Source organism: Christensenella sp. MSJ-20 (assembly GCF_044357945.1).
Taxonomy (GTDB): domain Bacteria; phylum Bacillota; class Clostridia; order Christensenellales; family QAND01; genus QAND01.
In genome coordinates this window covers 714,098-737,095 of the sequence record NZ_CP076563.1, presented here as the reverse complement: position 1 = coordinate 737,095, position 22,998 = coordinate 714,098, and the positions used below count along the sequence as shown (strand labels likewise).

At 54.4% G+C, this 22,998-nt stretch carries 21 protein-coding genes and 1 riboswitch; of the genes, 19 read left to right on the top strand and 2 right to left on the bottom strand.

Annotation, left to right across the window (positions count from 1 at the left end; genetic code table 11):
* Window positions 1-158: 158 nt before the first annotated feature.
* The 3 genes from KP626_RS03780 (at window position 159) to gltA (ending at window position 3,732) form a co-directional block, all read left to right on the top strand.
* Window positions 159-1,340 (top strand): iron-containing alcohol dehydrogenase, encoded by a 1,182-nt coding sequence (locus KP626_RS03780; protein WP_395978478.1) that lies wholly within the window; start codon window positions 159-161, stop codon window positions 1,338-1,340.
* 144 nt (window positions 1,341-1,484) lie between these two features.
* Window positions 1,485-2,327 (top strand): sulfide/dihydroorotate dehydrogenase-like FAD/NAD-binding protein, encoded by an 843-nt coding sequence (locus KP626_RS03775; RefSeq protein ID WP_395978476.1) that lies wholly within the window; start codon window positions 1,485-1,487, stop codon window positions 2,325-2,327.
* A 1-nt stretch (window position 2,328) separates the two neighbouring features.
* Window positions 2,329-3,732, top strand: coding sequence for an NADPH-dependent glutamate synthase (gene gltA, locus KP626_RS03770; RefSeq protein ID WP_395978474.1), 1,404 nt, complete (start codon window positions 2,329-2,331; stop codon window positions 3,730-3,732).
* Window positions 3,733-3,830: 98 nt separating this feature from the next.
* Here the strand turns inward: gltA and KP626_RS03765 are convergent, their stop codons facing one another.
* Together KP626_RS03765 and KP626_RS03760 are read right to left on the bottom strand one after the other, a co-directional pair.
* On the bottom strand, window positions 3,831-5,027 hold the full coding sequence (locus KP626_RS03765; RefSeq protein WP_395978472.1) for a U32 family peptidase: 1,197 nt from the start codon (window positions 5,025-5,027) through the stop codon (window positions 3,831-3,833).
* A gap of 8 nt (window positions 5,028-5,035) precedes the next feature.
* A complete protein-coding gene (locus KP626_RS03760) occupies window positions 5,036-7,081 on the bottom strand; it encodes a DUF3656 domain-containing protein (protein WP_395978470.1) in 2,046 nt (681 codons plus the stop codon).
* Window positions 7,082-7,481: 400 nt separating this feature from the next.
* On the opposite strand from KP626_RS03760, the gene aroF reads away from it, so the two are divergent.
* The 16 genes from aroF to KP626_RS03680 all read left to right on the top strand — a co-directional run bounded on the left by aroF (window position 7,482) and on the right by KP626_RS03680 (window position 22,900).
* The gene (aroF, locus tag KP626_RS03755; RefSeq protein ID WP_395978468.1) at window positions 7,482-8,495 is read left to right on the top strand and encodes a 3-deoxy-7-phosphoheptulonate synthase; all 1,014 of its coding nucleotides are present in this window, start codon (window positions 7,482-7,484) and stop codon (window positions 8,493-8,495) included.
* Window positions 8,496-8,505: 10 nt separating this feature from the next.
* A complete protein-coding gene (gene aroB / locus KP626_RS03750; protein WP_395978466.1) occupies window positions 8,506-9,573 on the top strand; it encodes a 3-dehydroquinate synthase in 1,068 nt (355 codons plus the stop codon).
* Window positions 9,570-10,853 carry a 3-phosphoshikimate 1-carboxyvinyltransferase gene (gene aroA / locus KP626_RS03745; RefSeq protein WP_395978464.1) on the top strand — a complete coding sequence of 428 codons (1,284 nt, stop codon included), beginning with the start codon at window positions 9,570-9,572 and terminating at the stop codon, window positions 10,851-10,853. The genes aroB and aroA overlap by 4 nt, the downstream gene beginning before the upstream one ends.
* Entirely contained in the window at window positions 10,834-11,928 is a 1,095-nt protein-coding gene (gene aroC / locus KP626_RS03740) for a chorismate synthase (RefSeq protein WP_395978462.1), read from the top strand. Before aroA ends, aroC begins: the two co-directional genes overlap by 20 nt.
* Entirely contained in the window at window positions 11,916-13,061 is a 1,146-nt protein-coding gene (pheA, locus tag KP626_RS03735) for a prephenate dehydratase (protein ID WP_395978460.1), read from the top strand. Before aroC ends, pheA begins: the two co-directional genes overlap by 13 nt.
* Before the next feature lie 34 nt (window positions 13,062-13,095).
* Complete coding sequence (locus KP626_RS03730) at window positions 13,096-13,896, top strand: shikimate dehydrogenase family protein (RefSeq protein ID WP_395978458.1); 801 nt, start codon at window positions 13,096-13,098, stop codon at window positions 13,894-13,896.
* Window positions 13,893-14,396, top strand: coding sequence for a shikimate kinase (locus KP626_RS03725; protein ID WP_395978456.1), 504 nt, complete (start codon window positions 13,893-13,895; stop codon window positions 14,394-14,396). The genes KP626_RS03730 and KP626_RS03725 overlap by 4 nt, the downstream gene beginning before the upstream one ends.
* Window positions 14,393-14,839 (top strand): type II 3-dehydroquinate dehydratase, encoded by a 447-nt coding sequence (gene aroQ / locus KP626_RS03720; protein WP_395978454.1) that lies wholly within the window; start codon window positions 14,393-14,395, stop codon window positions 14,837-14,839. Before KP626_RS03725 ends, aroQ begins: the two co-directional genes overlap by 4 nt.
* Window positions 14,836-15,678 (top strand): prephenate dehydrogenase, encoded by an 843-nt coding sequence (locus tag KP626_RS03715; protein ID WP_395978452.1) that lies wholly within the window; start codon window positions 14,836-14,838, stop codon window positions 15,676-15,678. The genes aroQ and KP626_RS03715 overlap by 4 nt, the downstream gene beginning before the upstream one ends.
* Window positions 15,679-15,858: 180 nt before the next feature.
* The gene (locus KP626_RS03710; protein WP_395978450.1) at window positions 15,859-16,521 is read left to right on the top strand and encodes a DUF1847 domain-containing protein; all 663 of its coding nucleotides are present in this window, start codon (window positions 15,859-15,861) and stop codon (window positions 16,519-16,521) included.
* Between the two features lie 30 nt (window positions 16,522-16,551).
* Window positions 16,552-16,673: riboswitch (molybdenum cofactor riboswitch) on the top strand.
* Between the two features lie 93 nt (window positions 16,674-16,766).
* The gene (locus KP626_RS03705; protein WP_395978448.1) at window positions 16,767-17,819 is read left to right on the top strand and encodes an ABC transporter substrate-binding protein; all 1,053 of its coding nucleotides are present in this window, start codon (window positions 16,767-16,769) and stop codon (window positions 17,817-17,819) included.
* Between the two features lie 20 nt (window positions 17,820-17,839).
* A complete protein-coding gene (locus KP626_RS03700; RefSeq protein ID WP_395978446.1) occupies window positions 17,840-18,889 on the top strand; it encodes a FecCD family ABC transporter permease in 1,050 nt (349 codons plus the stop codon).
* Window positions 18,886-19,677, top strand: coding sequence for an ABC transporter ATP-binding protein (locus tag KP626_RS03695; RefSeq protein ID WP_395978444.1), 792 nt, complete (start codon window positions 18,886-18,888; stop codon window positions 19,675-19,677). The genes KP626_RS03700 and KP626_RS03695 overlap by 4 nt, the downstream gene beginning before the upstream one ends.
* A gap of 210 nt (window positions 19,678-19,887) precedes the next feature.
* Window positions 19,888-20,931: a sulfotransferase gene (locus KP626_RS03690; RefSeq protein ID WP_395978442.1), complete on the top strand. Its 1,044-nt coding sequence runs from the start codon at window positions 19,888-19,890 to the stop codon at window positions 20,929-20,931.
* 14 nt (window positions 20,932-20,945) lie between these two features.
* The gene (locus KP626_RS03685; RefSeq protein ID WP_395978440.1) at window positions 20,946-21,932 is read left to right on the top strand and encodes a glycosyltransferase family 2 protein; all 987 of its coding nucleotides are present in this window, start codon (window positions 20,946-20,948) and stop codon (window positions 21,930-21,932) included.
* 14 nt (window positions 21,933-21,946) lie between these two features.
* Complete coding sequence (locus KP626_RS03680) at window positions 21,947-22,900, top strand: glycosyltransferase family 2 protein (RefSeq protein ID WP_395978438.1); 954 nt, start codon at window positions 21,947-21,949, stop codon at window positions 22,898-22,900.
* Window positions 22,901-22,998: the final 98 nt, after the last annotated feature.

Sequence of the window (22,998 nt, the reverse complement as noted above, 5' to 3'; positions counted from 1 at the left end):
AACGAGAGAATCAAAAACTGAAAGTTTCATTCCATGCCGTACGTTGATTCGGCTTTTCTTTCGCAAGATATTGTTAAAATTTTATCAAACCTTCTCCGGCTGCAATACGGAGAGGGGGAGAGAGATCCAATAAGAATCTATTATAGGAGGTTATAAGAATGGCACGCTTTACACTTCCCCGTGACTTGTACTATGGCAAAGGTTCTCTTGAGGTATTGAAGACGCTGAAAGGCAAAAAGGCCATCGTTGTGGTGGGCGGCGGTTCCATGAAGCGCTTTGGTTTTCTGGATAAGGCCGTGGGCTATCTGAAAGAGGCTGGCATGGAGGTTCAGCTCTTTGAGAACGTGGAGCCCGATCCTTCCGTGGAGACCGTAATGCGGGGCGCCGAGGCCATGCGGGAGTTCCAGCCCGACTGGATCATCTCCATGGGCGGCGGGTCCCCCATTGACGCCGCTAAGGCCATGTGGGTTTTCTATGAGTATCCCGACACCACCTTTGAGGAGATCATTCAGCCCTTCTCCTTCCCGGAGCTGCGGCAGAAGGCCAAGTTCCTGGCCATCCCCTCCACCTCCGGTACCGCTACCGAGGTGACCGCTTTCTCGGTTATCACCGATTACGCCAAGGGCATCAAGTATCCTCTGGCTGACTTCAACATCACTCCCGACGTGGCCGTGGTGGATCCTGAGCTGGCTGAGACCATGCCCAAGACCCTGACTGCCCACACCGGTATGGATGCGCTGACCCACGCCATCGAGGCTTATGTATCCACCATGAACGGCCCCTTCACCGATCCTTTGGCCCTGCGTGCCATCGAGATGGTGTTCGAGAACCTACCCGCTTCTTACAACGGCGATATGGATGCCCGCGAGCAGATGCACTACGCTCAGTGCCTAGCTGGCATGGCCTTCAGCAACGCTCTCCTGGGCATCGTGCACTCCATGGCCCATAAGACCGGCGCCGCTTTCAGCACCGGCCACATCCCCCATGGCTGCGCCAACGCCATCTATCTGCCCTATGTCATCCAGTACAACGCCAAGGATGCTACCGCCAAGAAGCGCTATGCTGACATCGCCCGGTTTGTGAAGCTGCCCGGCAGCACCGACGATGAGTTGGTTAAGGCCCTGTGCGACAAGATCGACGCCTACAACGTGGAGCTGGGCATCCCCAAGACCCTGCGTGAATTCGGCATCGAGGAGAAGGAGTTTAACGAGAAGATCGCCAAGATTGCCGAGCTGGCTGTGGGCGACGCCTGCACCGGCAGCAATCCCCGGGCTATCACCCCTGTGGAGATGGAGAAGCTGTTCCGCTACATCTACGACGGCAAGAAAATCGATTTTTAATCGGGAACGGCAGAGAGCTCTTTCATGATTTGCATATCTAAAATGTAAACTCTTCCAAAGCGCAAAGTTGCCTTGCAACTTTGCGCTTTGGCCGCTATTATAAACACTAGTGAATTTAATTTAAAAGCGAGGATGGATGGACTCATGTATAAAATCTTATCCAAAGAAGCATTGAACCCAACCGTTACCAAGATGGTGATCCAAGCCCCTCTTATCGCCAAGAAGGCGGAGCCGGGCCAGTTCATCATCCTGCGGTCCAAGGCGGACAGCGAACGGATTCCCTTGACCATTGCCGATTATGATCGGGAGAACGGCACCATTACCATTATTTATCAGATCGTGGGCGGCGCTACCATGGAGCTCAACAGCCTGTCTGTGGGGGATAGCCTCCATGATTTTGTGGGCCCCCTGGGCCGGGCCAGCGAACTGGAGGGCCTCAAAAAGGTTGCTGTGGTAGGCGGCGGCGTGGGCTGCGCCATCGCATATCCCACCGCGAAAAAGCTCCATGAGCTGGGCTGTGAGGTACATTCGATCATCGGTTTCCGCAATAAGGATCTTTTGATCCTGGAAGATGAGTTCAACGCCGTCAGCGACAAACTCGTGGTGATGACGGATGACGGCTCCTATGGAGAGAAGGGCGTGGTTACCGTAGCCCTGGAGAACCTCATCAATGAGGGCAATCAGTATGACGAGGTCATCGCCATTGGTCCCTTGATCATGATGAAGTTCGTCACCCTAACCACCAAGAAATACGGCATCAAGACCACCGTGAGCATGAACCCCATCATGATCGACGGCACCGGCATGTGCGGCGGTTGTCGGCTGACGGTGGGGGGCGAGACCAAGTTTGCCTGCGTGGACGGCCCGGATTTTGACGGCCACCTTGTGGACTTCGACGAGGCTATGAAGCGGGGTACCATGTATCATGAGGCAGAGGCCCATGCCCGGGAGGAAGCCTGTAAGCTTTTTACCAAGGAGGTTGAGTGAGATGGCGGTACAGCGTAATATGGATCCCAAGAAGTGTCCCATGCCTTCCCAGGATCCCAATGTCCGCAATAAGAACTTTGACGAAGTGGCCCTGGGCTATACCTATGAGATGGCGGTCAACGAGGCCAAGCGGTGCCTTCATTGCCCCAACAAGCCTTGCGTGGCCCACTGCCCTGTAATGATCGATATTCCCGCCTTTATTGAGAAGGTGGCGGAAGAGGATATGGAGGGCGCCTACGAGATTTTGTCCGCCAGCAGCACCCTGCCCGCCGTCTGCGGCCGGGTTTGTCCCCAGGAAACCCAGTGCGAGAGCGCCTGCGTCCGGGGTATCAAGGGCGAGCCCGTGGGCATTGGCCGGCTGGAGCGGTTTGTTGCCGACTACCATCGGGCCAACAGCAAGGAGAAACCTCAGAAGCCCGCTCCCAACGGCCATAAGGTTGCGGTGATCGGCGCCGGTCCTTCCGGTTTGACCGCTGCGGGGGATCTGGCCAAGCTGGGCTATGAGGTGACCATTTACGAAGCCCTGCATCTGGCGGGGGGCGTTCTGGTTTATGGCATTCCCGAGTTCCGTCTTCCCAAGGCTATCGTTCAGGAGGAGATCGACAACCTCACCGCCCTGGGCGTGGATGTGGAGACCAATATGGTCATCGGTAAGGTCCTTACCGTGGACGATCTTTTTGAGATGGGCAATGAGGCCATCTATATCGCTTCGGGCGCCGGTCTTCCCATGTTTATGGGCATCCCCGGCGAGAGCCTCAACGGCGTTTACTCCGCCAATGAGTTCCTGACCCGAGTCAATCTGATGAAGGCCTATCGTGAGGACAGCAAGACCCCCATCAAGCGGGGCAAGAAGGTGGCTGTGGTTGGCGGCGGCAACGTAGCCATGGACGCGGCCCGCTGTGCCAAGCGCCTGGGCGCCGAGGATGTTTACATCGTTTACCGCCGCGGCATGGAGGAGCTCCCCGCCCGGAAGGAAGAGGTGGAACATGCCGAGGAGGAAGGCATCATCTTTAAGCTGCTGAGCAACCCGGTTGAGGTTATTGACGATGGCGAGGGCAACGTTGGCGGCCTCCGCTGCGTAGAGATGGAGCTGGGCGAGCCCGATGAGAGCGGCCGCCGCCGTCCGGTGGTCAAGGAAGGCTCCGAATTTGTACTGGATGTGGATACCATGATCATGTCCATCGGTACCAGCCCCAATCCCCTTATCCGCAGCACTACCCCTGGATTGGAGGCCAACCGCAAGGGCTGCCTTATTACCCGGGATGACAGTGGGCTTACCACCCGCGAGGGCGTATATGCTGGCGGCGACGCCGTTACCGGCGCTGCTACCGTGATTCTGGCCATGGGCGCCGGCAAGCATGCCGCAGCGGCCATCGACGAGTACATCAAGAATAAAAACGCTTAAGGGAAAAGAGAAACCCCGGAGTGCGCTCCGGGGGTTTTTTTATACCAGCGAATAATTTAAATGATCTATATTTGTCCAATTTTTCAACAATCAGATACTCAATCAGAGATGCGCCGGCGCAACAGATCACCGGGGGAGAGGGAGAACGGGCAGGAGACCCAAACAGCCTCCTGGGGATGGATGGCTTCCAAGAGTGGGGCGCCGTCCCGATCCCAAAGTCCTTCCACCATAAAGGAGTCTCCTAGGGAATGGGGGGACAGCACTTCCAGCCGGTCGCCGATGCCAAACCGGTTGCGCTGTTCTACCAGGATGCGCCCATGGTGTTGTTCCAGCACCGGACCGATGAAAAGGCAGTTCTGATGGTAGATCCCGGGATCGGGGGTATGGCGTTTGAGCTCCCCAAAGTAAAAGCCGCTGGATTGCGCCCGATGGCTGGCGCAGAGGAGTTCCTGTTCTAATTGCTCCACCGGCGCGGAGCCGTCCAATCGGCGGCGATAGGCGTTGATCACCGTGGCTACGTAGTAGGGAGACTTCATCCGTCCTTCGATCTTCAGGGAGTCGATGCCCATGTCCGCCAACTGGTCCACAAATGCCATGGTGTTGAGATCACAGGAGCTTAGAATGGTGGTAAAGCCATCCTCCTCATAGACGGGAAAATATTCCCCGGGCCGGCTTTCCTCCATGAGGGCATAGGTCCAGCGGCAGGGCTGGGCGCAGCCGCCTCGATTGGAATCCCGGCCGGTGAGATAGGAGCTGATGAGGCATCGTCCTGAATAGGCCATACACATGGCGCCGTGAATGAACACTTCCAGCTCCAGGCCGGGATGGATTTTGGATCGCAGCTCCCCAATTTCCTCCATGGAGAGCTCCCGGGCTAGCACCACCCGGCTGGCACCCAGGTCGTGATAGGCGTTGGCTGCCGCATAGTTGGTACAGTTGGCCTGGGTACTGATATGAACCGGAAGACTGGGTGCCGCTTTTTTTACGGCGGCCAGCACGCCGATGTCCGCCACCAACACGGCGTCTACGCCCATATGGGAAAGGGCCTGGGCATACTCTGGAAGCGTTTCGAAATCCCCATTCCGGGCAAAGGCGTTGACGGTGACATATACCCGTTTTCCCAGGCCATGGGCATATTCCACCCCGGTTTGGAGATCATCCAGGGTAAAATCGGCAGAGGCTGCCCGGAGATGGAGCCCCGGCCCGCCCAGGTAGACGGCATCTGCGCCAAAATAAAGGGCGGTTTTTAGCTTTTCCATGTCCCCGGCAGGAGCCAATAATTCAGGTTTGTTCATAGGACCTCCTATTGCAGTTCCCGGTAATAGAGCCCGCCGGTGCGGAGCCCCTCGTATGCCCGTCCCGATTGGTAGTCCTCCCAGACGCGGACACACTCTTCCGGTGTTTCCTTGGTAAAATAGAGGGTAAGGAAGGCCATCCCCTGGATCCTTCGATGGGCTAGATGCAGGGGGATGGGGTTTAGCAGTACGGCATAGCGCTTTTCCTGGCAGAGAAGAGGGATGGAAGCGCCCAAACGATCCACAAGGGCGGGGCGTCCATCGCAGCTTCCACAGCCTTTTGGACCCTGGGCGGGACAGGCCCGTAACAGCATCAAAGGCAGATGGCCGTATCCCAGGATTCCCGTCGGAATGCTATGATCCATCCGCTGGACGTCTCCCATGGCGCACTCAAAGGACAGGGTGGCGTCGGAAAGCCCCAGGGATTGATATTCCATGAGTGCCGCGGAATTTAAGATGTTGAGCCCATAGCCCCCGTGGAGCCGGAACCCCAGCTCCCGCCCCAGATGGAGGGTTCCCAAATTGTGGACACAGACCGCCTGAAGCCCCTGTTCCCGGAGCCGGACCAGCCGCTCCCGGAGCCCCTCCTCCTCCGGGGGAAACACCAGGGCCGGAAGCTCGCACACCAGCCGGCTTCCCAGGACCTGGATCAGCGATGGATCCTGCTCCAATTCCCCAATGGGAAGGACGATCCGCTCCGCTTCTAAAAGGGCAGGGGAGAGCTGGTGAAGCGTTTCCAAGCGGATATGAAGCCGGGGCTCCTCCGCGCTTCGCTTGCCCACGGTATGGGGAACGGCGCCCTCCACAAAGGGATGGTCCGTCGGGACGCTGCGGAGTTTTAGCAGGCTCTCCAGGGCCTCTCGGCGCAGCTGGTTGAGCTGGCTTTGGGGTACCATGATGCCCGGCTCAATCTGGGTCTCCAGCCGGCCTAGGACAAAGGGGGTGTTCCCGGTCTTCTCCAGGCTTCGGCGGGCGTAGGCCTCATCCAGGGGCCGGGTCTGAGCCGGCTGGGGCAGCGCGCCTTCCGCCGTTGTCCAGTGCTGTCCATCGGTGACCAGAAGGGTCACGGGGCTCCCTGTTTTTGCCGTCAGGGACATTTCCACCGGGATATGGGCGTATTCCCGGCGGTAGAGCTCTCCTAGGCCCCGGAGGGCTTGAGCTGATCGCGCTACATCCTCCTTTGTCCGACGTCCAAACATGGAAAGGTCCCGCTTGCCGGTGAGGTATCCGTCGGTAAAGCCGCTGCGGGAGAATACCGCTTCCAAACTGGCAAGATCCGGTTCCCGCCCCTCCCGAGCGGCTCGGCAGGCAGTGACGGCGGCGGCTACATACTCCGGCCGTTTCATCCGTCCCTCGATTTTCAGGGAGACCACTCCCGCCTCCGACAGCTCCTTCATATGCTGGATGTAGGACATGTCCCGGAGGGAGAGGGCGTATTCCCGGCTTCCTGCTTGGTAGTTGAGCCGGCAGGGCTGGGCGCAAAGCCCTCGGTTGCCGCTGCGGCCCCCCAATAGGGAGGAGAGATAACACTGGCCCGAGAGGCTCATGCACAGAGCACCGTGGACAAAGGTCTCCACCTCTAAAGGCACGCCGCGGGCAATGGTTTTGATTTCGCGAAGGGTTAGTTCCCGGGCTAGGACCACCCGGCGAAAGCCGAGATCCATGAGGGCTTTGGCCCCACTTAGGTTATGGATGGTCATCTGAGTGGAGGCGTGGAGGGGCATGGTGGGCAGATGGCGGCGGAAAAGGGCCGCCACCGCCAGATCCTGAACGATGACGGCGTCCGGTCCCGCTTCCCCGATACGGCGGATTTCCTCCATAAGGGCGGGGAGCTCTCCATCGGTCACAAGGGTATTGACGGTAACGTGGACCTTCACCCCCCGGCCATGGGCATAGGCCACCGCCTGGGGAAGGGCGGTTTCGTCAAAGTTCTGGGCATTGCGCCGGGCGTTGAAGCCCTGAGCGCCCAGGTATACGGCGTCGGCCCCCGCCCGCACGGCGGCGATCAGCTGTTGCTGGCCCCCAACCGGGGCAAGAATCTCCATTGATTGCATGACGGCTCCTTCTGCCGGAATTTCGGCATCGTTATCCCATCCATTATAAGCCAAGGGTTGCTGGGAACAAAGGGATTCCCGAAAACTGAGCTGAAAAAATCGCAAAAATTCGTTGACATGACCGGCTCGCCTGCATATAATAACATCAATCACATGGCATGGCCTGGAGGATGTTATGAAAGGATTGGCGGGTAAAGCCCATAGCGTTAACTTTTTCGGCTTTACTTACCGGAGCTATTTTAGCTTCGGCTTTTTCCGCTTCCCAAAAAACATCCTTTTATGTAGCCATCCTATGGCCTTGGGGGCATAAGCCGCCAGGGATAGCAGAACCGGGAACGTAAGGAGAGCTCATAAAAGGGCTCTCCTTTTTGTTTTATCATTTTTTAAGGAGTTGAATGTCATGATTGTGGTATTGAAACAGGGAACCCAGCAGAAGGAAATCGACAAACTCACCGATCAGCTCTCCGCTCAGGGGGTGGAGGTAAACCCCGTGGTGGGGAAAGAGCTCATCATCCTGGGCTTGGTGGGGGATACCAGCAAGATCGATCCCTCCCGCATCGAGGCCAACCGCAATGTAGAGCGGGTCATGCATGTGGCGGAACCCTTCAAAAAAGCCAACCGCAGCTTCCATCCCGAGAACACCGTGGTAACGGTGGGGGATCGGACCATCGGGGACGTGAAGCTGGCCCTTATTGCCGGGCCCTGCTCGGTGGAGAGTGAGGAGCAGATCGTATCGGTGGCAAAGAGCGTCAAGGAGTCTGGGGCGGGATTCCTCCGGGGCGGCGCCTTCAAGCCCCGTACCTCCCCCTACGCCTTCCAGGGGCTGAAATACCAGGGCCTGGAGCTCTTGAAGGAGGCCCGGGCCATCACCGGCCTGCCCATCGTATCGGAGCTCATGTCCCCCGATGACATCGACGTCTTCGTCCGGGACGTAGATGTCATCCAGGTGGGCGCCCGGAACATGCAGAACTTCGATCTTTTGAAACAGCTGGGCAAGATCCACAAGCCCATCCTGCTAAAGCGGGGTCTCTGCGCCACCTACGAGGAGTGGCTGATGTCTGCGGAATACATCATGGCGGGCGGCAACGAGAATGTCATCCTCTGTGAACGGGGCATTCGCACCTACGAGACCTACACCCGCAATACCACCGACTTGGGAGCTGTGCCTGCCATCAAGAGGTTGAGCCACCTGCCCATCCTGGTGGATCCCAGCCACGCCACCGGCAAGTGGTGGATGGTATCCCCCCTTGCCAAGGCGGCCATCGCGGTGGGAGCCGATGGGCTGATGATTGAGGTACACAACGATCCCGCCCATGCTCTGTGCGATGGCCAGCAGTCCATCAAGCCCTGCGTGCTGGATGAGCTAGTGAAGGAACTTCGGGTGATCGCCCAGGCGGTGGGCCGGGAGCTATAAGGAGACGGTTATGGAAGGGGAACGGCGCATCCATGTAAATTTGGGGCCAGAAAGCTATCCCATTCTTCTGGGGAACGGCATGCTGGACCGGATGGGGGAGCATCTCAGGGAGGAATATTCCGGGGCCCGTATCCTGGTGGTGACCGACCGCCATGTGAGCGCCCTTTACGGGGACCGGGTGGAAGCGGAGCTCCGGCACCACGGTTTTACCGTGGGCCGGACGGTGCTTCCGGCGGGAGAAGCCACCAAGTCCTTTGGGAACCTACCCCGCATCTATGAGGATCTTCTGGCTCTGGGTTGCACCCGGAAGGATCTGGTGCTGGCCCTAGGGGGCGGGGTCATCGGCGACCTGGCGGGTTTTGCCGCCGCTACCTATCTGCGGGGGGTGCCGTACATCCAGGTGCCCACCTCCCTGTTGGCTCAGGTGGACAGCTCCATTGGAGGCAAAGTGGCGGTGGACCTGCCGGAGGGGAAAAACCTCGTCGGCAGCTTCTACCAGCCTCGGATGGTGTTCGTGGATCCCGGTCTTCTCTCCACCCTGCCCCAGCGGGTATACGCTGACGGCATGGGGGAGGTCGTAAAGTATGGCTGCATCGGGGATGGAGAGTTGTTCTCCCTACTGGAACAGGGCCCAGAGGCCCTATGGGGAAGGATGGAGGAGATCATCTGCCGGTGCTTGGCTATCAAACGGGATTATGTGGAGCGGGATCCCCGGGATCGGGGGGAGCGGATGGCGCTGAACTTCGGCCATACCCTGGGCCATGCCATTGAGACGATAGAGCAGTATGAGGGGCTTACCCATGGGGAGGCGGTGGCCGTTGGAATGGTAGCCATCACCCGTCTGGCGGAGAAAAAGGGCCTCACTCCTCGAGGGACAGCGGACCGCATCCGGCGGGTGCTTTCCGTCTATGATCTGCCCGTAGAGCATCCTCTATTGAACGGCAAGGAAATACTAGCCGCCGTAGCCCGGGATAAAAAGAATTTGGGATCGGTGCTAAAGGTGGTATTATTGAAACGAATCGGGGAGGCCTATCTCTACGATACCACCTCAGCTTTTTTTAAGGAGCTATCAGCATGAAAACCATGAGAATCCAGCCTGGGCTCCTAGCCGGGACCGTTCCGGCGCCTCCCAGCAAGAGCATGGCCCATCGCTTGTGCATCTGTGCCGCCCTAGCGGAGGGGAAGAGCCGCATCACCGGCATCGACCCGTCTGACGACATCCTGGCCACCCTCAAGGGCCTTCGAGCCCTGGGAGCGGAATGGACCTTTGAGGGAGATACCCTTATTCTGGACGGAGCTAGCATCCAGACCGGGACCGGCGATGGGGAAATTACCATTGACTGCAACGAGTCGGGCTCGACCCTGCGGTTCCTGGTACCCCTGGCGCTGACGCAAAATAGGCCGGTGCGGTTCATCGGCCGGGGGAACCTTCACAAGCGCCCCATGACGGTGTATCGGGATATCGCACGGGCCCAGGACATCCGCTATGAGGAAGGGCGGGGGGAACACCTGGATTTGCTGGTTCAGGGACGGCTGACGCCGGGAACCTATGCCGTTCCAGGGGACATCAGCTCCCAGTTCATCACCGGTTTGCTGTTGGCCCTGCCTGTTTTGGAAGGGGATTCCGATCTGGTCATCACCACGCCTATGGAATCCAAGGGGTATTTGGATCTAACCCTTTCGGCTCTTTTTGCCCATGGGATCCAGGTGGAAAACCAGATGTATCAGAGATTCCATATTCCTGGCAGGCAACGGTATCGGCCCCGGGACGGGGCGGTAGAGGGGGATTATTCCCAGGCCGCTTTTTATCTGGTTGCCGATGCGTTGGGCAGCCGTGTGTCGGTGACAGGGCTTGATTCCAACAGCGCCCAAGGGGATCGGGCTATCCTGGATATCCTTTCTCGAATGGGCTGCCGGATGGATGGAGGCGCTGTCCTTCCGCCAAAGCGGCTCACGGCTACTCATATCGATGGCAGCCAGTGCCCCGATATCGTGCCCATTGCGGCTTTGGCGGCTTGTCTTTGTCATGGGGAAACGAAAATCACCGGAGCGGCCCGTCTGCGGATCAAGGAGTGCGACCGGCTGGCGGCTACCGCCCAGGAACTGAGCAAGCTGGGAGCCAGGATTGAGGAGACTCCCGATGGATTTCTTATTCAGGGGGTGGAGCGCCTTGCCGGGGGCGCCACGGTGTGGAGCCACGGGGATCACCGCATCGCCATGATGCTGGCCGTGGCCGCCACGGTCTGCCAGGAGCCCATTTACCTTGAGGACTATCCCTGTGTACGGAAGTCCTATCCGGGATTTTTCCGGGATTTTACGGCGTTAGGAGGAAAAGCGGATGAGTGGACAATGGGGTAATTATCTGCGCGTAAGCATTTACGGGGAGTCCCACGGCCCGGCCATCGGCATCACCATAGACGGCCTGCCAAGTGGGCTGCCCCTGGACCTGGATGCCATTGCTTTTGAGATGGCACGGCGGGCGCCTGGGCGGAGTTCGCTCTCCACCCAGCGCCAGGAGGCGGACACGCCCCGGATTTTGAGCGGCCTGTATCGGGGGAGGACCACCGGCACCCCCCTTTCCGCTACCATTGCCAATACCGGCGCCCATAGCGGGGATTACGGGGAAGAGTTGGATTTGCTCCGTCCGGGGCATGCCGATTATACCGGGCATGTACGGTATGGCGGATTTGAGGACCATCATGGCGGGGGACATTTTTCTGGACGGATCACCGCACCCTTGGTATTTTGTGGGGCGGTCTGCAAACAGATCCTGCGCCGCCATGGGATTGACGTCTACGCCCATGTGGCTGCCCTTGGGGGGATTCAAGACGCGCTGCTTCTGGATGTGCCAACGGGGGATCCCCGCCTGCCAGAGCTGGCAAAGGAGGTGCTGCCCTTGCTGGATCCAGCCAAGCGGAAGCCCATGGAACAGGCGATTGACGCTGCCCGCATGGAGGGGGATTCCCTAGGGGGCGTCATCGAGTGCGGAATCTTCGGGGTTCCTGCGGGGCTGGGCGCTCCTTTCTTTGATTCGGCAGAATCGGTGATCGCCCATTTGTTGTTTTCGGTTCCCGCCGTCAAAGGAGTAGAATTCGGATTGGGATTTGCCATGGCGGCCCTGCGGGGTAGCCAGTGCAACGATGAATTCTATTTGGAAGGGGACGCAGTGAAAACCCGTACCAATCGAGGGGGCGGTATCCAGGGGGGCATCACCTGTGGCATGCCGGTGGTGTTTCGGGCGGCCGTTCGGCCCACCGCTTCCATCCATCGGGAGCAGCAAACGGTATCCCTCGTCCGGCATCGTGAGGAGCCCATTCAGACGGGCGGTCGTCATGATCCTTGCATCGTGCCCCGGGCGGTACCGGTTATCGAGGGGGTAGCGGCTATGGCCATGGTGGAGTTGTTAAAGGAGAGAGCGGCATGGGGGATTTGACGGAATATCGGAATCGAATTGACGCCATTGACCGGAAGATCACCGCCCTTTTTGAGGAGCGGATGGATGTGGTGTTGGATGTTGCCCGGTATAAGCTGGCCCATAACCTGGAGGTTTTCCAGGGAACCCGGGAGGCCCAGGTGCTGGAAAAGGTACAGGCGTTGTTGGAGAACCACGCCTATGATGCCGGCGTGCGGGAACTGTATACCGCTCTTATGAACATCAGCAAGGATTATCAGCGCCAGCTTTTGTCGGAGGAGCGGCAATCCTGCCAGGAGCTTTCCCCCTTGAGAGCGCAGGGAGCCATCGCCTATCAGGGAGTTCCGGGGTCCTTCTCAGAACAGGCCCTCCGGGAACTGTTTGGGGAGGAGGCCCCCGTCCGGCGAACCGATACCTTTGAGGAGCTCTGCCAGCTGGTACAGGGTGGGGAAGTCCCCTGCGGGGTCCTGCCGGTGGAAAACACCACCACAGGATCGGTCTTTGAGGTATATGACCTTTTGGAGAAGTATAACCTCAGCGTGGTGGGGGAGCGGGTCATCGGGGTGCAGCAGCACCTTCTCGCTCTGCCGGGTGCTCGCCTCGACGACATCCGGGAGGTTTATTCCCATAGCCAGGGGATCGCTCAGTGCGCGGGGTTCCTCCATACCCACCCTGGGTGGAGGCTGATTCCCTATTACAATACTGCTACCAGCGCCAAATATGTGTCCGAGTGCGGCGACCAAACCCGGGCGGCCATTGCCAGCCGACGGGCGGCAAGCCTCTACGGTCTTACGATTTTAGCGGAGGCCATCAACGATGTGCGGGACAATAACACCCGTTTTTTGGTGGTGACCCGGGAACCCATGAGGGGGCCGGGGAACAAGGCCACGGCGGTATTCACCCTAAAGAACCGCCCGGGCACCCTAGCACAGCTGTTGACTGTCTTTGCCCAAAGGGGCATCAACATGACCAAGATCGAGTCGAGGCCCATCCCTCACCGCCCCTTTGAATACCGCTTTTACGGGGATTTTTCCGGGGATTTGGGGGAGAACTTCCAGGAGGCGGAAATGGTTGCCCAGTCCCTAAGCGAACATTGGCGGCTGCTGGGAATCTATCAGGCCCATAAAATGGGAGGACGAACTTTAGGCGGCTAAAAACCACAGTCGTTGTGAGGATTGGTGAGCATCTATGGAATGTTATGGATTGATCGGGGAGGTTCTGGGCCATAGCCTGTCCCCCCTGATTCATACCCGCATCTTAAAGGAGTTGGGCGTCCCCGGCACCTATCATCTGATAGAGGTTCCCCGCGGCCGCATCGGCGGCCTTGGGGAAGCTATCCGGACCCTTGGCATCCGCGGAGTCAACGTTACCATCCCCTATAAACGGACGGTGATGGAGCAGATGGATGTTCTTTCTCCCCAGGCAGAACGCATCGGGGCCATCAATACCGTCGCTTTGCGGGATGGACTATTATACGGGGATAATACCGATTACCATGGATTTCTGGCCATGCTGGCGCAGAAGGGCATCGGCGTGTCCGGCCGGCGGTTTACCGTTTTGGGAACGGGAGGTGCCAGCCGGGCGGTGACCACGGCCATCCGGGATGGAGGTGGGGAGGTGACCCTGGTGAGCCGCACGCCACGAGAGGGGGAACGCTCCTACCGGGAACTGGAACGCTGGGAAGGGGATGTGCTGGTCAACTGTACCCCCGTTGGAATGCATCCTCATACGGACGCCTGCCCGGTGGGGCCCACCGTCATCGAGCGGCATGAGGATATTGTGGATTTAATCTACAATCCTCTGGAGACCAAGCTTCTGGTACTGGGCCGAACGCTGGGCAAGCGCACCTGTGGAGGGCTTTGGATGCTGGTAAGCCAAGCGGTGCGGGCACAGGAGCTTTGGCAGGAGCGGGACATTCCCCAAAGGATTGGGGAAGCGGCCTATAAAGAGGCCTGGGGCGCTCTGCATGAGGGGAGGCATCGGCGATGATCCTGTCTCTAATTGGTATGCCGGGCAGTGGGAAGACCACTTTGGGAAGGCTGGTTGCGCGGGAATTGGGATGGGATTTTGTGGATATGGACGACGCCATCCAGGATATGGCGGGACGCACCATCCCAGAGCTATTTTCCCAAGGGGAGCCGGTATTCCGCCAATGGGAGGCCCGGGTCTGTGCCCGCTTATCCAGCGTTGACAGGCCTACGGTAGTGGCCTGCGGCGGGGGGGTAGTCCTAACCCCTGGCAACATTGACGCTCTGAAAGCCGGTGGGCCTGTGTTGTTCCTGGATAGGCCCCTGGCCCATATCGCTGGGGATATTGACCGATCCACCCGTCCGCTGCTGCGGGATGGAATGGATCGCTTGTATCAGCTCTATGCGGACCGTTATTCCCTGTACCGGGCGGCCGGGGACGCGGTGATTCAAAACGATGCGACCCAGGAGGCGGCGGTGGCCGCCATCCTGGTCTATCTGAAGGAGGAAGGAATCGGATGAACCTATTGGTGATCAACGGCCCTAATATGAACTTTCTTGGGATTCGGGAGCCGCAGATTTACGGCAGCGTGGGACTGGAGCAGATCAACGCTCGGATAGACGAGGAGGCTCGGAAGCTGGGCCATACGATGGCGTTTTTTCAGAGCAACTGCGAGGGCGCCATCATCGATGCTTTTCAGAAGGCCTACCATGACGGGGTGGATGGGATCATCCTAAATCCCGGCGCCTATACCCATACCAGTTATGCCATCCATGACGCCATTCAATCGGTATCCATCCCCACGGTGGAGGTGCACCTGTCCAATATCCACGCCCGGGAGGAGTTTCGGAGCCGCTCGGTGACGGCGCCGGTCTGTCTGGGCCAGATCTGCGGACTGGGGGAATACGGCTATATCCTGGCGCTTTACGCATTGAACCACCATCTGAAAGGAAAACGGACATGAACATTGCCATTGTTGGCTTGGGGGTTATTGGGGGATCCTTCGCCCAGGCCCTGTTGGAGAAAAGCGACCACACCGTTTTTGGAGTGGACCGGAATCCCGATACCATCCAAAAGGCCCTTTGCCGAGGAATGATTCGGGAGGGCAGCGTCGATCCCGAGGCGGTACTGCCCCGCGCGGATCTTACCATATTGGCGGTGTATCCTAAGGATGTACCTGCCTTTTTACGGGAGCATGGAAGCTGCCTGAGGCCGGGCACCGTCCTTACCGACGTTAGCGGCGTCAAAGGCCCTCTATGCCGGGAACTGGATGACCTTCTGGCTCCAGGGGTGGACTTTGTTTTAGGCCATCCCATGGCCGGAAGGGAAAAAGAGGGCATCGATTTTGCCAGTGCGGAGGTATTCCTTGGGGCCAACTATCTCATCGTTCCCCGGCCGGGAAACCGGGAAGAGAGCATCCGATTGGTGGAAGATCTGGTTCGGGAGCTGGGGTTTGGCAGGATCAGACGCATCTCGCCGGAGGAGCATGATCGGATGATCGGTTTTACCTCCCAACTGCCCCATGTGCTGGCGGTAGCCCTTATCAACAGCGATCGCCATCCCCAGGAAACCAGCTCCTTTGTGGGGGACAGCTACCGGGAGCTGACCCGGATCGCCAATATCAACGGGCCCTTATGGTCCCAGCTTTTCCTGGGGAACCGGGAGAATTTGCTATTGGCCATGGAGGACTTTGAGATGCAATTCCAAGAATTGAAGGAGGCCATCAAAAAGGAGGATGAGGAGCGGCTCATGGAGCGGTTTTGTGAATCCTCCAGGCGCCGTTTGGAGTTGGAGCGGCGCTAGCCAGTGCCGTTAATGGAAGAACTGGATGTGCCGTTGAGGAGATCCGGCTTTCGTATTTCATGTTTTAGAAAGAGAAAGGGGCTGTCGCCCGGCAGTAGTCCCCTTGCCAGAGATTTGAAAATGGGATAGAATGGCTATGCTTTTGGCAAATTGTGTCGAAAGATGAAGGAGGAGTATCCTATGCATTGCGCGGAGTGTCTCGTTCAGAACTGTCAGGTTCAGTGTAAACAGCCTGGCGGTGCGGATTGCCCCATGAAGGATCAGGCGTTATTTGACGCCATTCTGGCCGAGTATCAGAAGCCGGATATCCATACCTTTTATGAGGCCTCCGTGGAGAGCATGCGGCAATCCTTTGCCCGTCTGACCCGGCTGATGGAGACCATTAATTTTTGCAGGCTGATGAAGTATCATACCATCGGCATCGCCTATTGCAGCGGCATGCTGCGGGAGGGACGGATCGTCAATGCCCTGTTCAAAAAAGAAGGCTTTGAAACCGTATCGGCCGGCTGCAAGGTGGGTGGATTTTCCAGTGAGGAGCTCATCGGGCCCTGCCCCATGCGGGAATCCCTTCCCGAGCGCAGGGATCTCCGGAGCCCGGATGGACGGCTTCATCCGCCGGAAAAGGTCAAACCGCGGGCTATCTGTGATCCTATCGGCCAAGCCATGGTGCTTAACGAGGCCAATACCGAGTTCAACGTTGTGGTAGGCCTATGCGTCGGGCACGACAGTCTATTTTTGCAGTATGCTAACGCTCCTTGTACCGTTTTGGTTGCCAAGGACCGAATGTTAAACCATAATCCTGTTGCGGATCTCTATACCGCAGAGGCCAGGGGCCTTCTATGATTCCAACCTGACCCAGTGAACCATACGAATCATACCGCGATTTTTCAAGCAAGCGACGCCTACCGCCCGATGGGCTATGGTCCGCTGCCAATGGGTTGCGCCGGAAACGGCGCCGCCTTCCGTGTTTGAAAAGAAAGATCGGCGCAGTTTTCTGTACGCGTGGATTTTTCTGCGCGTTCTTTTTTTGTTACAGCCGTGGCCTATGGCTGCTGTAAAATAATGTTTAAGGATAAGGAGAGGACGGAATGAAAAAGAAGACAAGCCTTCTGCTGGCGCTGATGCTGGCCGCTCTGATGCTCATGACCGCCGGCTGCGGCGGCCCTGCTTCTGAAGAGGCTCAGACCCAGACCGTAACTGGCATGGGGGGAGTGGAGGTTACCCTTCCCAAGGAAGTGAAGACCATCGTGGATACCTGGTCTGCCGCTACGGACAACCTATTTAACCTGGGCGCCGGCGAGCTGCTGGTTTCTGGACATCCCGCTGCTGTGTCCGATTGGAGCAAACGGGTTTTCCCTGGAATCGCTGATCTGCCGGATTATTCCAAGGCCACCGCTGAGGAGCTTTTGGAGCTGAACCCCGATATGGTCATCGTCACCAGCACCGAAAAGGAGATGGAGCTGCGGGACGTAGGGGTAAACGCCATCAACCTCATGTATACCGATTATGAGGGCTTCCAGAAATCCACCACCATCCTGGGCCAGATCCTGGGCGGCGAATACGAGGAGCGTGCTAAGGCTCTGGTGGACTACACCCAATGGGTTACCGACACCCTGGCGGAAGACCTGAAGGACGTTCAGGAGGAGGACAAGCCCGTTGTTCACTACATCATGACCTCCGATACCACCAAGCTCTATTCCGGCGCTGGCGGCGGCAGCATCATCGAAGAGTGGATCAACTACGCTGGCGGCAAGCTTTCCACTGCGGCCTTAGGCAAGGGCATGGGCTTGAAGGACGTTACCGCTGAGCAGATCCTGGCCACCAACCCCGACTATATCATGATCGATGGGGATAACGCTGTGGAAGTCCGTGACGCTCTGAAGGCCAGCCCCGAGTGGCAGGACATCACCGCCGTCAAGGAAAACAGGATTTACTGCATCCCCAAGGGCTGTTTCTGGTGGGGCCGTTTGTGCGGCGATACCCCTCTGCAGGCGCTGTGGGCCGCAACCATTCTGCATCCCGACAAGGTTTCCTTCGATATCAAGGAAGAGACCAAGAAATATTATAAGGACTTCAAACAGTGCGAGCTTACCGACGAGGAGGTCGATCAGCTTCTGCGCACCGAGCTGCTTCCCCAATAGAATAAGTTTGGAGCATCTTTATGGAAATCCAAAAGCAACATAGCAAAAGAAAAAGTGAGAACGCCCTTTGGCGTTCCCACTTTTTCATACCCGTATGTGTGATAGCCCTTGTGGTTTGCATCGGCTCTCTCTGCGTGGGACGGTATGGTATCGGGCCTTTGGAGGCTGTTAAGATCCTGCTTTCCCGTATCATTCCCATGGAATCCACCTGGACGCCTACCATGGAAAACGTGGTCTTTCGGATCCGCCTGCCCCGTATGCTGGTAGCAGCCATGGTGGGAGGCGCTTTGTCTCTCTCGGGATCGGTCTATCAGGGAATCTTTAAGAACCCCCTGGTATCCCCCGATCTATTGGGCGTTTCTTCAGGCGCTTGCGTGGGAGCAGCCATAGCCATTCTATTGGGCCTGGGAGGCACCGGCATCCAAATCTTGGCCCTAATAGCCGGCTTATTGGCCGTGCTGATGACCACCATGCTGCCACGGCTTTTAAAAAATCGTTCCACCATGGTGCTGGTACTTTCGGGCATTATCGTCAGCGGCTTTTTTGGAGCGTTGATGGGTATCATCAAGTTTGTTGCCGATCCCCAGACCGAGCTGGCGGAGATCACCTATTGGACCATGGGCAGCATTGCTGGGGCCAATATGCAGGATGTGTTTTCTGTCCTCCCTGCCATGGCTGTTGCCGCAGTCATCTTGCTGCGCATGCGCTGGCGGGTCAACCTTCTGTCCTTGGGGGACGGAGAGGCCAAGACCCTGGGCGTCAACATACGCGCGGTTCGGGGCTTGATGGTGCTTTGTTCCACCATTTTGACGGCCTGTGCTGTATGCATCAGCGGGACCATCGGTTGGGTGGGCCTTGTGGTGCCCCATCTTAGCCGGATGCTGGCCGGCCCAAACAATACGCAGGCCATCCCCTTCTCCCTGGTGATGGGAGCGGCCTTTATGGTGGTGGTGGATACCCTTGCCCGTACCGTGACGGTGGCCGAGCTGCCCCTCAGTATCGTAACCAGTTTCATCGGTGCGCCGCTATATGCCTGGATGCTTACCAAACAGAGGATGCGGATAAAATGATGGAAGGAAATGTACAGCTGGAAATAAGACAGGGAGCTTTTCGATATCATGACGGCCCTGTGATTTTTGAAGACGTCAGCTTTTCTCTGCGAGCGGGACAAGTCTTTTGCATTCTAGGTCCCAATGGCGCGGGGAAATCCACTCTGCTCAACTGCCTGGCCAATCTCTTTCCCCTTCAAAAGGGAGAAATCCTCTTAAACGGGCAGCCCATGCATACCCTTTCCCGCAGGGAAGTCGCCCAGTGGATAGGATATGTACCCCAAAGCCAGGATCCCACCTATGGCTATACCGTTCGGGATTTTGTGGTGATGGGACGCGCCCCCTATATCAGCACCATGCAGCTCCCCAAACAGGAGGATTTTGAAAAAGCGGATCAGGCCCTTGAAATCATGGGAATTGAGCATCTTAGGGATCGTCCCTATACCGATATCAGCGGGGGAGAGCGCCAGCAGGCGACCATTGCCCGTGTCATTGCCCAGGAGCCCAAGATTATCCTCATGGATGAGCCCACAAGCTCCCTAGACTTTGGCAATCAGCTGCGGACGATAAGGATGATCCGTGCCTTAGCTCAACGGGGCTATGCTGTAGTCATGACCACCCACAACCCTGATCATGCCATCATGCTGGACGATACCGTGGGCGTTTTGGACCGAGAGGGCAGGATGACAGCGGGCCTCGCCCGCCAGGTGCTGACGGAGCAATTGCTCTCCAGCGTCTATCGCGTGGACGTGAAAATCGTCCATGTGAATGCCGTAGATCGGGATGCCTGCTTGACCAAGATGGAATAGGCGATTGGGTTACTTGATTGTTTTTGGGATAGAATGGTGTTAAAATAATAAATTAATTTTATGCACTTAAATTGAGCCCTTTGCTTTCATAGTTGCTGATGTACATAGAATCGGGTAGAATATAAACATATATCTGACCCATTTTTTCGGTATTTTTGTGCAATTGTGGGTATACTAAGAAATTAATAAAAGTATTTCTGAGGTGAGCTTATGCATCAGTTGGTAGTTCCTATAGGATATATGGGATCAGGTTCATCTGTGATTACTGACTTGGTCTCTGAGTTTCGAGGATACGAAGCGCGAAATGACACGTTTGAGTACGTTTTCTTACATTGCCCAAATGGTGTGTTTGATTTAGAAGATAAACTATTAATTGGGAACAATGCGCTACGAAGTGATGAAGCTTTGCACTCTTTTTTAAATACAATGCGTCAGCTATATGATAAAAAGTGGTGGTGGGTTGGAGATTATCAACAGCGAGTTGGAGTGGAATTCTGGGATTGTACTAAAACTTATATAAAAAAATTAGTGCAGTACACTCCTACGTATTATTGGTATATGCAAGAGAATACAAATATACAAATGTTTTTTAAACTTGCATGGAAGCGTATTGTATCGTTGTTGACTTTTCACAAAGTTAATTTAAAGAAACCATTACTTTATTCACCCATGTGGATATCTTTTATTCAACCAGATGAGTTTTATGAGATAAGTCGTGTTTATATACAACAAATATTGAAATTAATGGGCATCATGGAGCAATCAATTATTTTGGATCAGCTTTTGCTTCCTCATAATTTATATCGTGTTGATCACTATTTCGGAGATGAACTAAGAGCTATAGTGGTTTCTCGTGATCCAAGGGATGTTTTTATTATCAATAAATATATTTGGTCAAAACAAAATATGCCTGTGCCTTATCCAACGGATGTAAAAAAATTTTGCGGTTTTTATAAAGGCCTAAGGGAAAGTGAGAAATATACGCAATCCAACAAAGTTTTGCGGATTCATTTTGAGGATTTAGTATATGATTATGAAAATAGTGTTAACCAAATCTTGAAATTTCTAAATTTGGATTCTAGTTTTCACACATTAAAGAAGACATACTTTTTGCCTGAACGATCCATCAATAATACACAATTGTTTCAAAATGAGAGGTATAAGGAAGAGACTAAAATAATTACAGATAATCTTTCAGATTACCTTTATCCTTTTCCTTATGCACGAGTTCCTGTTGAAAGTCAGACTTTTTAGTAGGAGAAGTTTCTATGCCTGAAATTAGTGTAATTATCCCAGTTTATAATGTTGAAAAATATTTGGAGCGATGTTTAAATTCATTAGTTGCTCAAACGTTTTTGAACTTTGAGGTGATTATTGTTGATGATGGATCCACGGATGAAAGCGGTAAAATCTGTGATTCTTTTGCGAAAATAGACCCCCGTTTTCAGGTATTTCACACCTCTAATAATGGCGTTTCCAATGCGCGAAATTATGCAATAAAGAAATCCTCGGGGACCTATCTAGCCTTTCTGGATAGTGATGACTATATCGAGCCTGATATGTTAGCACGTTTATACCAATGTAGTGCTTTGCATCCTGAGATCGGATGTGTAATTTGTAGCGCAATAGCGGAATCAGAAGACGGGACCCCGCTTAAAATTATGAATGAGAAGCTCCCTGTCCAGAAAGCACTTCTTTTTGATAATTATTCTGAAGTAATGCTGGTTCAGCCCGCTATGTGGAATAAGTTGTTTGTTCGAGAAATTGTTGAAAGATTTTCTATACGGTTTAGTCCTAGTCTATCTATTGCGGAGGATCTGGATTTTTTCTTGGCATATCTTCCTCACTGCCGCTATTTTGTATATGAGGGGGATGCGCCGCTTTATCACTATATACAAAGAAATTCTTCTGCTATGCGAAGTCAAGATCCAGAAAAAAATCAAAGTGTCTCTCTAGCTTTTAGTCATATTCAAGATTATTACAAGAGTAATAATCTTTGGGAAAAATACTATCATGAAATAGAGTATTTAGCGATTTTCCATCTTTATATTGCTGCTTCTGTTAGAATTATTCTTGTGGATTCTAAACATCAACTTCTTCAAGAAATTTGTGCCTTTATGCGGAATAGCTTTCCTGATTATAATAGAAATCCTTATTTGAATTTGTTGGGAAGAAATAAACGATTGGTTTTCTTTTTACTACGTCATAAAATGTATAAACTTATTCGATTAATTTTTAAGCTCAAGAATTTATAAGGAAGACAATTATTATGAAAGTAAGTATTATCGTACCTGTTTATAATACTAAGGACTATTTAAAACAGTGTCTTGATTCTTTAGTTGCGCAAACTTTAGAGGATTTAGAAATATTAGTGGTTGATGATGGTTCAACTGACGGAAGTACAGAAATTGTTCGAGAATTTTCCGAACGTTATCCAGGGCGCTTAAAAGCATACTTTAAAGATAATGCTGGACAAGCTAGTGCACGAAATTATGCGCTGCAATATGCTAAAGGAGAATATATTGGATTTGTTGACAGCGATGATTGGGTTGACTCCAGCATGTATGAAGTTATGTTAGCATTTGCACAAAAAGAAATGCTAGATATTGTAGTATGTAATTTGGATGATCATTTTTCCAATGGAAAAGTGATAGCTTATGATACAAACCATGCAAAAAATAAGTTTATGCAGACTCCTTCTGCATGTAACAAGCTTTTTTCTAAAAATTTGATAGGAAATCAAACTTTTATGGACGGTATTTGGTATGAAGATTTTAATTTTACGACAAAACTTCTGATGAAGACAGAGTGCATAGGATATTGTGCAGAGTTTTTTTATCATTGTCATAGTCGCGCTGTATCAACAATGAATAATCATAATTCTCCAAAAAATCTTGATATCATTGTAGCGGTTGATGATATTCTTGATTTTGCGAGGAGGAATTTCTTGTATGATAAATACGAGAAGGATATTGAGTACATCGTACTTGAGCATGTCTTGATTACTACGATTAATCGGGTGGCAAGACAAAAGCATCCTGAGAAAAATAGGGTTATAGCTGAATTGCGCCATTATGTGAAAAATAAGTACCCAAAATTTCAGAGGGATGAAGCTTTTCTTAATATGCCAAGGAACCGAAGAATCGTTGCAAAGATGAATGCTATGGGCTTACATTCCCTTTCACGAATTCTTTTGTTATTAAGCGCAAAAATAAAACATTGAATTGTAATGGTGTTTTATGTCCGAAAATATGATGGATAATTTGCATCTTACCTGTATATTCAAGAATAAGATTTTTTAGTCTATAGCAATGATTGTGG